Here is a 12,786-nt window from a genome sequence, read left to right as displayed (position 1 = left end):
AAGCGCGGCTTGCGCCGCGCTTTTCGTCTCGCACATTCGATGATGCGGAAAATTACTTTGCTGCAGCCACAGCCGCGACCTTGGCCGGACGCTCGGTCTTCTTCTCGACGATGCGGGCCGACTTGCCGCGCAGATCGCGCAGGTAATACAGCTTGGCGCGACGCACCTTGCCGCGACGCACAACCTTGATCGAGTCGATCATCGGGGAGAGCAGCGGGAACACGCGCTCGACACCCTCGCCGTAGGAGATCTTGCGAACGGTGAAGCTCTCATTGATGCCACCGCCGTTGCGGCCGATGCAGACGCCTTCATAGGCCTGCACGCGGGAGCGCTCGCCTTCGACAACCTTCACGTTGACGATGAGGGTGTCGCCGGGACCGAATTCCGGGATCGACTTGGTGGCGGAAAGGCGGTCGAACTGCTCTTTTTCAAGCGTCTGAATCAGGTTCATCGAAAATCTCCATCGGCGGCGCGCCCAGACGTTGGCGCGGGCTGCGCTCGAAACTCTTACCCTGCCAGTGCACGGATTTGGCGCTGCTATACGGGAAAGCGAAGCCGTTGTCACCCGTCTCTGTCACTCGCCCGTCGTGATTTTTGGCGGTTTTCGCTTTCTGCCCGATTCCAGGGCTTTCGGGCGAGCCGCCCATAAATCGGGCCGGCGCTCCTGAGTAAGCGCCTCTGCCTCGGCCAGCCGCCATTTGGCAACCTTCGCATGGTCGCCCGAAATCAGGATATCCGGGATCTGGCGGCCCTCGAAGGTCTGCGGGCGGGTGTATTGCGGGTACTCCAGTAGCCCGTCGGAGAAGCTCTCGTCGGTTCCAGACGCCAACTTGCCCATGACCCCCGGCAGGAGCCGCACGCAGGCGTCAATCAGCGTCATGGCGGCGATTTCGCCGCCGGACAGCACATAGTCGCCGATCGAGACTTCCTCGAGCCCCCGCGCGTCGATGACGCGCTGATCGATCCCCTCGAAGCGGCCACAGACGATCAGCGGCCCCGGCCCGGCCGCCAGCTCCGCCACCCGCGCCTGGGTCAATGGCCGACCGCGCGGGCTCATGACGAGCCTGGGGCGATCCTGCGCATCCGCCGCATCGATCGCCGCCGCCAGCACGTCAGCCCGCAGCACCATGCCCGGTCCGCCGCCGGCAGGCGTATCATCGACACTGCGATGCTTGTCTGTGGCCGAGGCGCGGATATCCCGTGCCTCCAGCGCCCACAGGCCGGAAGCCAGCGCTTTGCCGGCAAGGCTGATGCCGAGCGGGCCCGGAAACATCTCGGGAAACAGCGTCAGCACCGTCGCGCGCCATGGTGTCGGATTGGAGTTCATCGCTCTCCATCGCGCGTTGTGCGCAAGGCGTCAAACCAGGCTCCGTCATCCGCGGGCTTGTCCCGCGTATCCACGCCTTGCCGCGAGTACCGAAGACGTGGATGGCCGGGACATCCAGCGAAGCCGCGCTTCGCGCTTTGCCCGGCCATGACGGAGAGTTTAGCAGCAGTCGTTCACGCTGCCGACATCTGCTCGCTGGTGTCGCCGGCATCGAAGGCGGCGCGGGCGGCCTTGATCTCCGCGAAGCTGCGTTCGGCCCAGTCGATCAGGCTCGCCAGCGGTGCCATGGCGGATTGCCCGAGCGGCGACAGCCGATACTCGACCGACGGCGGCTTGGTCGGAAAGACGTGGCGGGTGACCAGCCCGTCCCGCTGCAGGTCGCGCAGGCTCTGAGTGAGCATGCGCTTGGAGATATCAGGCACGGCGCGGTGCAGCTCGCTGAACCGGCGCGGCTTGGCGGCCAGCGCCACCAGCAGCAGCGACGTCCATTTGTCGCCGATGCGGTCCAGCACATTGCGCACCGGACAGGCGCCGGCGTCGAAGCCCCTCGCCTGCCATTCCTCGAATTGGGTGGCCAAGGGGGCATCGAAAGAAGCGTTACGGGGCATTACGAGGTTCCTTCCGGCCAAGGCAGGTCACTTGCAGGTAACCTGGCGATAAAAAACTGCCTCCTTACGGGATGATCAGGCAGTCTCTATTCAAGACCTATCGTCAATTAGAGACCATAGGAGATCTTGCCATGTCAGACCACCGTATTCTCGTCACCGCCGCCAATGGCCAGCTTGGCCGCCTCACCATCGACGCCCTGCTCAAAATCGTCCCGGCGGGCCAAATCGTCGCCGGAATGCGCGACCCGGTCAAAGGCCGCGATCTCGCAGCCAAGGGCGTCACCGTCGTGGCCGCCGACTACACCAAACCGGAGACGCTCGACGCCGCCGTCAAAGGCATCGATCGCCTGCTGCTGATTTCGTCGAATGAACTGGGGCAGCGCATCGCGCAGCACCGTAACGTGATCGACGCCGCAAAGAAGGCCGGCGTGAAGCTGATTGCCTATACGAGCGTGCTGCGTGCGGACACCTCGAAGCTTTCAGTCGCGAAAGAGCATCTGCCGACGGAAGCGTTGATCCGCGCTTCCGGCATTCCCTTCGCGCTGCTGCGCAACGGCTGGTACACCGAGAATTACACGGCCTCGATCCCGGCGGCGCTGGCGCATAATGCGCTGGTCAGCAGTGCGAAGGATGGGCGCATCGCATCGGCGTCACGCGAGGATTATGCCGCGGCGGCAGCGACCGTGCTGGCTGGAGGCGATCACGCCGGCAAAGTCTATGAACTGGCAGGCGACGAGGCTTTCACGCTGGATGATTTTGCAGCGGAGATCAGCAAACAATCCGGCAAGGCTATTCCTTACGTCCGCCTGCCGGAAGCCGAGTTCAAGGCCATCATGCTCAATGCCGGGCTTCCAGAAGAACTCGCGGAGCTGATCGCGACTTCCAATACGGCCGCAGCGGATGGCGCATTGTTCGATGACGGCCATACGCTGAGCAAGCTGATCGGGCGGAAGACGACGCCGTTCGCAACAACGATCGCGGAAGCGTTGAAGGCGTAAGCCTTACGCCGCGGTGGGATCATCGCCGATGATCTCACCCGGCAATTCTATCACGACACGGCCGGCCGCGAGATCGACGGTCGGCACCACCGCATTGGTGAAGGGCAACAGCATGGTCGCGCCCTCGACCGGCGCAATCTCGATGATATCGCCCGCGCCGAAATTATGGATGCCCACAACACGGCCGATCGCGTCGCCCGCGGCATTGACCGCAGCGAGGCCGATCAGGTCGGCGTGGTAATATTCATCATCTTCAGTGTCAGGCAGCGCATCGCGCGCCACATAGAGCTCGACGCCATTGAGACGCTCGGCGTCTTCGCGGGACGCAACGCCTTTCAGCGTCGCGACCAGATGGCCCTTGGCCTCGCGGACATCATCGACCTCAAAACTCCGCTTGCCGTCCTTGGTGGCAAGCGGGCCGTAATCGAGCACGGCGAAGGGATCTTCGGTGAAGGTCCACAGCCGGACCTGGCCGCGCACACCATGCGGCGCGCCGATGCGCGCGACGCAGATTTGCGCGGAGGTCATTCCGCCTTACTTCTTGGCGGCGGCTTCAGCGTTGGCCTTGCGCTCCTTGCGCGGCACAGCCTTTTCGGGATTGTTGCGGGCTTCACGCTTCTGGACGCCAGCGGCATCGAGGAAACGAGCCACGCGGTCCGACGGCTGTGCGCCCTTGGCGATCCAGGCTTTGGTCTTGTCGAGGTCGAGCTTCAGGCGCAGCTCGTTATCCTTGGCGAGCAGCGGATTGAAGTAGCCGAGACGCTCGATGAAGCGGCCATCGCGCGGGAAGCGCGAGTCGGCGACGACGACGTGATAGACGGGGCGCTTCTTGGTGCCTGCGCGAGCGAGGCGGATAACGACGGACATGGGATTCTCCTAAAGTGTTCGATTCGAATGTGAGTTGAATGGGTCGGTTATTTCTTTTTCCCGAGACCGGGAAAGCCGCCGAGTCCCGGCAGCGTCGGTTTGCCCAGGCCCGACAGGCCCGGGAAATCTTTCGGCAATGACGGCATGCCCTGCGGCAGCCCGCCCGGCATCTTCTCGGCCATCGCCTTCATCTGTTCTGGCGACGGCATGCCGCCGCCACCGAAGCCCATGGCCTGCGCGATGCCGGCCATCGGGCCGCGCTTGCCGGAGCCCATGGCCTTCATCATGTCGGCCATGTTCCGGTGCATCTTCAGCACCTTGTTGACTTCCTCGACCTTGAGGCCGGCGCCGGCAGCGATACGCTTTTTACGGCTGGCCTTGAGGATATCGGGATTCTTGCGCTCCTGACGCGTCATCGAATCGATGACGGCGATCTGACGCTTCACCACGCGGTCATCGAGACCGGCGGAGGCGATCTGGTTCTTCATCTTGGCGATGCCGGGCATCATGCCCATCAGGCCGGAGAGACCGCCCATATTGGTCATCTGGATCAGTTGCTCACGCATGTCGGTGAGATCGAACTGGCCCTTGCGCATGCGCTCGGCGGTGCGCGCAGCTTTTTCCGCGTCGATATTCGCAGCGGCGCGCTCGACCAGCGAGACGACGTCGCCCATGCCGAGAATGCGGCCGGCGATGCGGCTCGGATGAAAGTCTTCCAGTGCATCGGTCTTTTCACCGGTACCGATCAGCTTGATCGGCTTGCCGGTGACGGCGCGCATCGACAGCGCAGCACCGCCGCGGCCATCGCCGTCGACACGCGTCAGCGCGATGCCGGTGAGGCCGACGCGCTCGTTGAAAGAACGCGCGAGATTGACGGCGTCCTGACCGGTCAGCGAATCCGCGACCAGCAGCACTTCATGCGGATTGGCGATCGCTTTGATCTCGATCGCTTCCGACATCATCTCTTCGTCGAGCGTCGTGCGGCCGGCGGTGTCGAGCAGCACGACATCGTAACCGCCGAGCTTGGCAGCGGAGAGCGCGCGCTTGGCGATCTCAGCGGGCTTCTGGCCTTCGACGATCGGTAGCGTCTGAATGTCGAGATCGCGACCGAGCACCGCGAGCTGCTCCATGGCGGCCGGACGATAGACGTCGAGCGAGGCCATCAGCACCTTGCGTTTGTCGCGCTGGGTGAGACGACGCGCGAGTTTCGCAGTGGTGGTGGTCTTACCCGAGCCCTGCAGACCGACCATCATGATGGCGACAGGCGGAACGGCCTGAAGATCGATACCGCCTTCGCCATCGGCGCCAAGCGTGGCGACAAGCTCGTCATGGACGATCTTGACGACCATTTGACCGGGCGTGACCGACTTGACGACGGTGGCGCCAATGGCCTGCTCACGAACGCGATCGATGAAGGAGCGGACCACGTCAAGCGAAACGTCGGCCTCGAGCAGCGCCCGGCGGACTTCGCGCATGGCGGCATCGACATCAGCCTCCGACAGCGCACCGCGCCCGGTGAGCCGATCGAGAATTCCGCCAAGCCGTTCCGACAGACTGTCGAACATCGATTGTCGCTTCCGCTCGTGCCATCCCCATGATGGCAAATAACCAAACACTTTTGCGCCCGAGGGCGCATCGCGCTGTCGGGCGTTGACCTCCGGTCTCCAGGACCGGTCGGCGGGTCGAAAAGAGAACTTTTCGAGAATTGGCGGGGATTTACAGCGCCGAGGCCCGGCGAGTCAAGGAAATATGGCCGTCGCGCCGCCGTTCAAAACCGCAACCCATTCAGGATAAAGGATATTTTTCTGGGACGGGCGATTAAATTGACAATAGGCAATTGGATTTCCACGTAAGCTGCCCTAGATGTGAGTGATCGCTCACCTCAGGTTCCCTTTCTGGCCACGCATTCATGAGCATCACCCGCCGCAAGCTTCTCGCATCCGTCGGTGGCCTCGCTGCCACGGCGGGGCTGTCGGCCTTCTGGGCTTCCCGCATGACCAACTATGACGGCCCCATCTCCGATCACTTCGACGGCAAGGTCTTCTTCGATCCCGATGGGGTGCCGCCGAGGTCGCTCGGTGAAGTGCTGCGGTGGCAGTTCGGTGGCGGCCGTACCCGCGAGGTCTGGCCGGACTGGGTCGAGAACGAATTTGCCGATACGCCGCCGGCCAAGATCGAGGGCACGGGCGTTCGTTTTAGTTACGTGGGTCACGCGAGCTGGCTGATCCAGACAGCCGGGATCAACATCCTGTTCGACCCGGTGTGGTCGGATCGTGTATCGCCATTCCCGTTTGCCGGACCGAAGCGCCACAACGCGCCGGGCATCGCCTTCGACAGGCTGCCGAAGATCGATGTCGTGCTGGTGTCGCACGGTCACTACGATCACCTCGATCTTCCGACGCTATCGAATCTATCAGCCAAATTTGCACCGCGGGTGATCACACCACTCGGCAACGATGCCACCATGACCAGTGCCGACGGCACCATCAAGGCCGAGGCCTACGACTGGACAGATCGCGTCGAGCTCGGCGGCGGCCTCGCCGTGACGCTGGTGCCGACGCGGCACTGGACGGCGCGCGGCCTGTTCGACCGCAATAAGTCGCTCTGGGCGAGCTTCGTACTGGAGACGCCGGCCGGCAAGATCTACATCGTCGGCGACAGCGGCTACGGCGACGGCGGGCACTTCCGCCGCGTGCGCGACGCCCATGGCGCTATCAGGCTCGCAATCCTGCCGATCGGCGCCTATGAGCCGCGCTGGTTCATGAAAGACCAGCACATGAATCCGGAAGACGCTGTGAAAGCGTTTGCAGATTGCGGCGCGCAGCAGGCGCTGGCCAGCCATCACAGCACATTCCAGCTCACCGATGAGGCGATCGACGGGCCGGTGAAGGGATTGGCCGCCGCATGCAGCGCGGCGGAATTGCCCAGCGAGAAGTTTATGGCGCTGAAGCCGGGACAGGTCGTGGAGATCTAGTTGTCGTCCCCGCGAAGGCGGGGACGACAACTGAGCTTTGCCTACTACTGCGCCGGCTTGATTTCCCAGCTCACGCTGACATTCACGCGCAGCACTTCCTCGCCTTGCGCCACCGGAGCCGATGCCGCATCGGCGCCCATCTTGCGCAGCATCATCGGTGCCGGCGCGCTGCCGGAGTCCTCGGAAATGCTGATCGGCGCGCCGAGCTTGACGCCGGCAGCCTTGGCGTAAATCTCCGCCTTGCGCCGCGCATCCGCGATCGCGTCGCTGCGCGCATCGTCGAGAAGTTGCGACGCCTTGGTCACCATGAAATTGATGCCGCCAACCTCATTGGCACCCGACGACACCAGCGCGTCGATCGTGCCGGCCACCTTGGTCACGTCGCGTACGCGGATGGTGACGCGGTTGCTGGCGCGATAGCCCGAGATGACGTTGGGGCCAGGATTGGGATTGGGACGGGTCTGCTGCGCATATTGCGGAAACAGCGACAGCCGCGACGTTTGCATGTCCTTCTCGGCGATGCCCGCGCTCTTCAGGGCCGCCAACACCTTGGCCATCGCGGTATTGTTGGCCTCGGCGGCCTCGCGTGCCGTCTTGGCATCAGTCGTGACACCGCCATCGACGACAGCAAGATCCGGCGGCACCGAGACGGTGCCTTCGCCGGAGACGGAAATCACCGGCGGTGGATTGACCTGCGCGAGCGCAGGAGTGGCGATGAGCGCAATGGCCAGCGAAGCGAGAGCGAAATGATTTGTCATGCCCATTCTCTCGCGACCGTCCAAGGCTTCTTTATGACCAGAGGCTATGACAGAGCTACGGCTCGACTACTTCAGCGGCACATAAACATTGATGACCAGCTTGTCTTCCGCCGTCTTCAAGGGATCGGTCATGTATTCCTCGATGAACGTGTCTTTCGCCTCTAACTTCTTGTCATCGAGGTGATTGGTGATCGCCTCATAGGTGTTGTCCATATTGTCGTAGGAGCCGCGATGGACGAACTTCAGCGCCTTGCCATCCGGTGACAGGCCCATCTTCATCGCCTTCGGCAGATTTTTCACCTCCTGATCGACCGGGATTTCCGCGAGGAAGGTGAAGCCGGTGTCGTCGGTGGTCGTATAGACGATCATCGGATTGCCGGATGATTTGACGCCCTGTTTGTCGAGCACTGTGGTGATCTGCTTGAACGCATCCATCAGCGTATCGAAGGCTGAATCCCAATTCGCCTTGCCGACGAACGTCACCATCTGCTTCGGCGACAGCGTGATTTCCTCGCCGAACGGATCAGCAACCTGGACCTGAGGCGCGGGTGGCGTTGCAGGGGCCTGCGCTGCGGCGGGCGGCGTTGCCGGCGCGGTGGGGGCCGGCGCCTCCGGTGTGGCGGGAGCGGGAGTGGTGGGAGCCGCTGCCGCCGGAGCCGCTGCCGCCGGAGCCGATGTCGCCGGCGCGGGCGGGGTGGCCGGAGTGCTTACCGCTGGCGGCGTGGCAGGCGGAGATTGCGCCCAGGCCGCGGCGTTCAGCGTCAGCGCGGCTGCCGGGATCAGCGCCGCAGTGGCGAGGCGGGACAGGCGAGAACGGGTCATTCGAAGGGTCTCCAGTGACATCCTGCAGCGCAAAGTCCGGCAACATGCGCGATACGGCACCATGGTAACACGCAGCTGCGGCTTTCGTCCCCTCCCCAAATTGCGCAGGGCCATTCAAAACAACCGACACAGAATAGCCGCACTGGTCAATCGGAGCGGCCTCGCCATATAAGGCAGGGATAACGGGACACGACATGAGCGCACTGGCCAACCATTCCTTCGCCAAGATGAACGGCATCGGCAACGAGATCGTCGTGATCGACCTGCGCGATACGGCATCCGGTATCACGCCTGCCGACGCCCGCGCTGTGGCCACCCCCGAAGGGGTGCCCTACGACCAGTTGATGGTACTGCAGAAGCCCCGGCTGGCCGGCACCGACGCCTTCGTCTCGATCTACAACAATGATGGCTCCGAAGCCGGCGCCTGCGGCAACGGCATGCGCTGCGTGGCGCGGCAGACCTTTGCCGGCGGCAACAAGACGGCACTCACATTCGAGACCAGGGCCGGCCTGATCAATTGCTGGCAAGGCCCGACGCCGGATCTCTACACGGTGGACATGGGCACGCCGAAGTTCGGCTGGCAGGACATTCCGCTGGCCGAGGAATTCCGTGATACCCGCGGCATCGAGTTGCAGATCGGCCCGATCGACGCGCCAATCCTGCACACCCCGTCAGTGGTCTCGATGGGCAACCCTCATGCGATCTTCTGGGTCGACGACATCCAGGCCTATGATCTCGAAAAGTTCGGCCCGCTCTTAGAAAACCACCCGATTTTCCCGGACCGCGCCAATATCACGCTGGCCCATATCGTCGATCGCGATCACATCGTGATGCGCACCTGGGAGCGCGGCGCCGGCCTCACCAAGGCTTGTGGCTCCGCGGCTTGCGCAACCGCTGTTGCCGCCGCTCGCCTGCGCCGAACCAATCGCACCGTGCATATGACACTGCCCGGTGGTGAACTCACCATCGAATGGCGCGAGAGCGACGACCACGTGCTGATGACGGGGCCGGCCGCGTTTGAATATGAAGGTACGTTCGATCCGAAGCTGTTCGCTTCGGTCGCGTAAGCCCTACTCCCCGTTCCAGCCACACGCCCTGAGCCGCTCATGGAGATGCGGCGGGGCGGGCGCGGCGACACGGATCGGGTCCTTGTTGCGCGAGATTGGAATCACGATCTCGCGGGCATGCAGATGCAGCGTCGGCTCACCGAAGCGTGGCCCGTTGCCGTAGATATTGTCGCCGACAATCGGAAATCCGGATGACGCAGAGTGCACGCGCAGTTGATGCGTGCGACCCGTCACCGGCTCCAGCGCCAGCCAGCTCATGCCGCCGCCGCGGCCGAGCACGGTGAAATTAGAGACAGCCTTCAGCCCCTCGGGATCCGGCTTCATCCACCAGCCCCGGTCGGCATTCAGCCGCCCGAGCGGCATGTCGATGACGCCCGACTCCTCGGCAGGGCCACCCTCGACAACGGCCCAATAGGTCTTGCGGATGCGGCTATGCTTGAACAACAGGCCCAGCGACGCCGTCGCCTTGCGATGACGCCCCAGCACCAGGCAGCCGGAGGTGTCACGGTCGAGCCGGTGCGCCAGAACGGGTGCGCGCGGTAGACCATAACGCAGGAACTCGAACGAGGTTTCCAGATTGGCACCGCCCTTGGGGCCGCGATGCACCGGCAGGCCGGCCGGCTTGTCGATCACCAGCATCAAGCCGTCACGGTGCAGCACCCGCGCCAGGATCTCGGCTTCGGTCAGCTCCACCGCATCGGTGCGGGGTTCCAGCCGGGGCTCGACCTCCAAGCTTACGTCTTCGTCACTTTCACTGGTCATACTTTGAATCATGGCGCGAAACGGCTAACACACCCCCGACATGAGCGACACTCCCGAAACGCCAAAACTGAGCTGGTGGCGACGGCTCTCCGGCGGGTTGAAGCGCACCTCGAGCGCCCTTGGCACCGCGGTCGCCGACCTCGTGACCAAGCGCAAGCTCGACCGCGCCATGCTCGAGGACATCGAGGACGTGCTGCTGCGCGCCGATCTGGGTACCGAAGTGGCGGCGCGGATTTCCGCCGCCGTCGGCCATGGCCGCTATGACAAGGCGATCTCCGCCGACGAGGTCAAAACCGTTGTGGCCACCGAAGTCGAGAAAGTGCTCTCGGCGGTCGCCAAGCCGTTGGTGATCGATACTTCGCACAAGCCGTTCGTGATCCTCGTGGTCGGCGTCAACGGTTCCGGCAAGACCACCACCATCGGCAAACTGGCGTCCACCTTCTCCGCCGAAGGCCGCAAGGTGATGCTCGCCGCCGGCGATACGTTTCGCGCGGCAGCCATCGAGCAGCTCAAGGTCTGGGGCGAACGCAACAAGGTGCCGGTCATCGCCGGCGCGCAGGGTTCGGATTCCGCGAGCCTCGCCTTCACCGCCGTCACCGCGGCCCGCGACGACAAACGCGACGTGCTGCTGATCGACACCGCCGGCCGCCTGCAGAACAAGACCGAACTCATGGTCGAGCTCGAGAAGGTCGTGCGCGTGATCAAGAAGGTCGATGCCACAGCGCCGCATGCGGTGCTGCTGGTCCTCGATGCCACAGTGGGACAAAACGCGCTGTCGCAAGTCGAAGCGTTTCATCGTACGGCTGGCGTCACCGGCCTTGTGATGACCAAGCTCGATGGCACCGCGCGCGGCGGCATCCTCGTGGCCCTGTCAGAGAAATACAAATTGCCGGTGCATTTCATCGGCGTCGGCGAAGGCATCGATGATCTCGCGCCTTTCACCGCCAGGGATTTCGCGCAGGCGATTGCAGGAATTGAAAGCTGACATGACTGACGTGATCGACAAGAAGCAGCCGCATCCATTGTTCAAGCTCGCCACCGAGCTCGGCCCGCTGATCGTGTTTTTCGTCGCCAATGCCAAGTTCAACCTGTTCGTCGCCACCGGCGCCTTCATGGTGGCCATCGTTGCGGCGATGATCGCGTCCTATGTCGTGGTCAGGCATGTGCCTATCATGGCGCTTGTCACCGCCGTCATCGTGCTGGTGTTCGGCACGCTGACGCTGGTGCTGCATGACGAGACCTTCATCAAGGTCAAGCCGACCATCATCTATGGCCTGTTCGCAGCGATCCTCGGCGGCGGCCTGTTGTTCGGCCGATCCTTCATCGCCATCATGTTCGACCAGATGTTCAATCTCACACACGAAGGCTGGCGCGCGCTAACGAAGCGCTGGGCGCTGTTCTTCTTCGCCATGGCGCTTCTGAACGAAGCGATCTGGCGCACCCAGAGCACGGATTTCTGGGTAGCCTTCAAGGCGTTCGGCGTCATCCCGCTGACCATGGTCTTCGCGGTGGCGCAGATGCCGCTGATCAAGCGCTACGGCATCGAGCCGGCTACGCTCGCGGAGAGCGCGGCCGACGAAGGCGATCTGCGGAAGTAGAAACGGCTCTTACTTAACCTCGCCCCGCTTGCGGGGAGAGGTCGGGTTGCGAGCGCAGCGAGTAATCCGGGTGAGGGGGAGCCAGTGTTTCACTCGCTAGCTCCCCCTCACCCGTCGCGGACTTCGTCCGCGCCACCCTCTCCCCGCAAGCGGGGAGAGGGAAACACTACACCGCCAGCGTGCCGGCCTTTGCCGCCGCATAGCGCTCGCCGACCTTGGTCCAGTTGACCGTATTCCACCACGCCTTGAGATAATCAGCGCGACGGTTCTGGTAGGTCAGATAATAAGCGTGCTCCCAGACGTCGTTGCCCATCAGCGCGCGCTTGCCGTCCATGATCGGATTGTCCTGATTCGGACGCGTCTCGATCGACAGCTTGCCGTCCTTGTCGACGATCACGAACACCCAGCCAGAACCGAACTGACGGCCGCCGGCGGCGTTGAAATCGGTCTGGAATTTCTCGAGGCCGCCGAGGTCGCGATCGATCGCCGCGAGCACATCGCCTTCCGGCTTGCCGCCATTCGGGCCCATGATCTGCCAGAACATGGTGTGGTTGGCATGGCCGCCGAGATTGTTGCGCACGCCGGTGCGGATCGCGTCAGGCACGCTGTTGAGATTGCCGAGCACCTCGACCAGCGGCTTCTCGCCGATCACCGGGGTATCCTTGGCAAAATTGTTCATGTTGGCAACGTAGGCGGCGTGATGCCTGTCGTGATGGATCTCCATCGTCTTGGCATCGATATGCGGTTCAAACGCCGTGACCGGATAGGTCAGCGGCGGCAGGATGAATGGCGCATTGCCGGCAGTAGGGGTGGCCGGCGCAGCCGCCTGGGCGAAAGCAAGACGGGGCGCGACGGCCGCGGCAGCGATGCCGGTCGCAGCGAGCATGAGATGGCGTCGGGACATCGATGCAGAGGTCGTCATGGGGCTTCTCCCTGAGAAATTTGCGGGGTCGTCGGACAGATACGCAACGCATCACTGCCAGTTTCATATGCGGGCATTGTGAC

15 protein-coding genes are annotated in these 12,786 nt (G+C 63.4%); 5 read left to right on the top strand and 10 right to left on the bottom strand.

The features are described 5' to 3' along the window. Positions 1-52: 52 nt before the first annotated feature. The 3 genes from rplS to SFY93_RS04595 all read right to left on the bottom strand — a co-directional run bounded on the left by rplS (position 53) and on the right by SFY93_RS04595 (position 1,935). Entirely contained in the window at positions 53-451 is a 399-nt protein-coding gene (gene rplS / locus SFY93_RS04605) for a 50S ribosomal protein L19 (protein WP_089266471.1), read from the bottom strand. A gap of 123 nt (positions 452-574) precedes the next feature. Then, positions 575-1,327 (bottom strand): tRNA (guanosine(37)-N1)-methyltransferase TrmD, encoded by a 753-nt coding sequence (gene trmD, locus SFY93_RS04600; protein ID WP_320446201.1) that lies wholly within the window; start codon positions 1,325-1,327, stop codon positions 575-577. A 173-nt stretch (positions 1,328-1,500) separates the two neighbouring features. Then, the gene (locus SFY93_RS04595; protein ID WP_320446200.1) at positions 1,501-1,935 is read right to left on the bottom strand and encodes a winged helix-turn-helix transcriptional regulator; all 435 of its coding nucleotides are present in this window, start codon (positions 1,933-1,935) and stop codon (positions 1,501-1,503) included. 131 nt (positions 1,936-2,066) lie between these two features. Here SFY93_RS04595 and SFY93_RS04590 point away from each other — a divergent pair, with 131 nt between their 5' ends. Further along, entirely contained in the window at positions 2,067-2,933 is an 867-nt protein-coding gene (locus SFY93_RS04590) for an SDR family oxidoreductase (RefSeq protein ID WP_320446199.1), read from the top strand. A 3-nt stretch (positions 2,934-2,936) separates the two neighbouring features. On the opposite strand, the gene rimM is transcribed toward SFY93_RS04590, so the two are convergent. Genes rimM through ffh form a run of 3 tightly spaced genes read right to left on the bottom strand, consistent with a single transcriptional unit; the run spans position 2,937 to position 5,365 of the window. Then, positions 2,937-3,461, bottom strand: coding sequence for a ribosome maturation factor RimM (gene rimM / locus SFY93_RS04585; RefSeq protein WP_320446198.1), 525 nt, complete (start codon positions 3,459-3,461; stop codon positions 2,937-2,939). Between the two features lie 6 nt (positions 3,462-3,467). Then, positions 3,468-3,800 carry a 30S ribosomal protein S16 gene (gene rpsP / locus SFY93_RS04580; protein ID WP_089266465.1) on the bottom strand — a complete coding sequence of 111 codons (333 nt, stop codon included), beginning with the start codon at positions 3,798-3,800 and terminating at the stop codon, positions 3,468-3,470. A 47-nt stretch (positions 3,801-3,847) separates the two neighbouring features. Further along, a complete protein-coding gene (gene ffh, locus SFY93_RS04575) occupies positions 3,848-5,365 on the bottom strand; it encodes a signal recognition particle protein (RefSeq protein ID WP_320446197.1) in 1,518 nt (505 codons plus the stop codon). 344 nt (positions 5,366-5,709) lie between these two features. Between ffh and SFY93_RS04570 the strand changes: the two genes are divergently transcribed. After that, positions 5,710-6,774, top strand: coding sequence for an MBL fold metallo-hydrolase (locus SFY93_RS04570; protein WP_320446196.1), 1,065 nt, complete (start codon positions 5,710-5,712; stop codon positions 6,772-6,774). Positions 6,775-6,818: 44 nt separating this feature from the next. Here SFY93_RS04570 and SFY93_RS04565 read toward each other — a convergent pair whose 3' ends face one another. Together SFY93_RS04565 and SFY93_RS04560 are read right to left on the bottom strand one after the other, a co-directional pair. After that, positions 6,819-7,532, bottom strand: a complete 714-nt coding sequence (locus tag SFY93_RS04565) for an SIMPL domain-containing protein (RefSeq protein ID WP_320446195.1) — start codon at positions 7,530-7,532, stop codon at positions 6,819-6,821. Positions 7,533-7,598: 66 nt separating this feature from the next. Continuing rightward, positions 7,599-8,354, bottom strand: coding sequence for a GyrI-like domain-containing protein (locus SFY93_RS04560; RefSeq protein ID WP_320446194.1), 756 nt, complete (start codon positions 8,352-8,354; stop codon positions 7,599-7,601). 194 nt (positions 8,355-8,548) lie between these two features. Here SFY93_RS04560 and dapF point away from each other — a divergent pair, with 194 nt between their 5' ends. Beyond that, positions 8,549-9,421 carry a diaminopimelate epimerase gene (gene dapF, locus SFY93_RS04555; protein ID WP_320446193.1) on the top strand — a complete coding sequence of 291 codons (873 nt, stop codon included), beginning with the start codon at positions 8,549-8,551 and terminating at the stop codon, positions 9,419-9,421. Between the two features lie 3 nt (positions 9,422-9,424). Here dapF and SFY93_RS04550 read toward each other — a convergent pair whose 3' ends face one another. Further along, a complete protein-coding gene (locus SFY93_RS04550; RefSeq protein ID WP_320447693.1) occupies positions 9,425-10,060 on the bottom strand; it encodes an RluA family pseudouridine synthase in 636 nt (211 codons plus the stop codon). A gap of 163 nt (positions 10,061-10,223) precedes the next feature. On the opposite strand from SFY93_RS04550, the gene ftsY reads away from it, so the two are divergent. Beyond that, a complete protein-coding gene (gene ftsY / locus SFY93_RS04545; RefSeq protein WP_231078564.1) occupies positions 10,224-11,168 on the top strand; it encodes a signal recognition particle-docking protein FtsY in 945 nt (314 codons plus the stop codon). Between the two features lie 13 nt (positions 11,169-11,181). Beyond that, the gene (locus tag SFY93_RS04540) at positions 11,182-11,781 is read left to right on the top strand and encodes a septation protein A (protein ID WP_120288098.1); all 600 of its coding nucleotides are present in this window, start codon (positions 11,182-11,184) and stop codon (positions 11,779-11,781) included. 166 nt (positions 11,782-11,947) lie between these two features. Here the strand turns inward: SFY93_RS04540 and SFY93_RS04535 are convergent, their stop codons facing one another. Beyond that, positions 11,948-12,703, bottom strand: coding sequence for a superoxide dismutase (locus SFY93_RS04535; RefSeq protein ID WP_231078565.1), 756 nt, complete (start codon positions 12,701-12,703; stop codon positions 11,948-11,950). Between the last annotated feature and the right edge of the window lie 83 nt (positions 12,704-12,786).

This window comes from Tardiphaga sp. 42S5, from assembly GCF_034044155.1.
Classification (GTDB): Bacteria; Pseudomonadota; Alphaproteobacteria; order Rhizobiales; family Xanthobacteraceae; genus Tardiphaga; species Tardiphaga robiniae.
The sequence above is the reverse complement of the archived record's forward strand: the minus strand, read 5'-3'. Positions and strand labels throughout refer to the sequence as shown.

What these genes read in the sequence shown, in the direction of transcription:
- rplS (WP_089266471.1), bottom strand. Translation starts at nt 451, where the DNA reads ATGAACCTGATTCAGACGCTTGAAAAAGAGCAGTTCGACCGCCTTTCC.
- trmD (WP_320446201.1), bottom strand. Translation starts at nt 1,327, where the DNA reads ATGAACTCCAATCCGACACCATGGCGCGCGACGGTGCTGACGCTGTTT.
- SFY93_RS04595 (WP_320446200.1), bottom strand. Translation starts at nt 1,935, where the DNA reads ATGCCCCGTAACGCTTCTTTCGATGCCCCCTTGGCCACCCAATTCGAG.
- SFY93_RS04590 (WP_320446199.1), top strand. Translation starts at nt 2,067, where the DNA reads ATGTCAGACCACCGTATTCTCGTCACCGCCGCCAATGGCCAGCTTGGC.
- rimM (WP_320446198.1), bottom strand. Translation starts at nt 3,461, where the DNA reads ATGACCTCCGCGCAAATCTGCGTCGCGCGCATCGGCGCGCCGCATGGT.
- rpsP (WP_089266465.1), bottom strand. Translation starts at nt 3,800, where the DNA reads ATGTCCGTCGTTATCCGCCTCGCTCGCGCAGGCACCAAGAAGCGCCCC.
- ffh (WP_320446197.1), bottom strand. Translation starts at nt 5,365, where the DNA reads ATGTTCGACAGTCTGTCGGAACGGCTTGGCGGAATTCTCGATCGGCTC.
- SFY93_RS04570 (WP_320446196.1), top strand. Translation starts at nt 5,710, where the DNA reads ATGAGCATCACCCGCCGCAAGCTTCTCGCATCCGTCGGTGGCCTCGCT.
- SFY93_RS04565 (WP_320446195.1), bottom strand. Translation starts at nt 7,532, where the DNA reads ATGACAAATCATTTCGCTCTCGCTTCGCTGGCCATTGCGCTCATCGCC.
- SFY93_RS04560 (WP_320446194.1), bottom strand. Translation starts at nt 8,354, where the DNA reads ATGACCCGTTCTCGCCTGTCCCGCCTCGCCACTGCGGCGCTGATCCCG.
- dapF (WP_320446193.1), top strand. Translation starts at nt 8,549, where the DNA reads ATGAGCGCACTGGCCAACCATTCCTTCGCCAAGATGAACGGCATCGGC.
- SFY93_RS04550 (WP_320447693.1), bottom strand. Translation starts at nt 10,060, where the DNA reads ATGCTGGTGATCGACAAGCCGGCCGGCCTGCCGGTGCATCGCGGCCCC.
- ftsY (WP_231078564.1), top strand. Translation starts at nt 10,224, where the DNA reads ATGAGCGACACTCCCGAAACGCCAAAACTGAGCTGGTGGCGACGGCTC.
- SFY93_RS04535 (WP_231078565.1), bottom strand. Translation starts at nt 12,703, where the DNA reads ATGACGACCTCTGCATCGATGTCCCGACGCCATCTCATGCTCGCTGCG.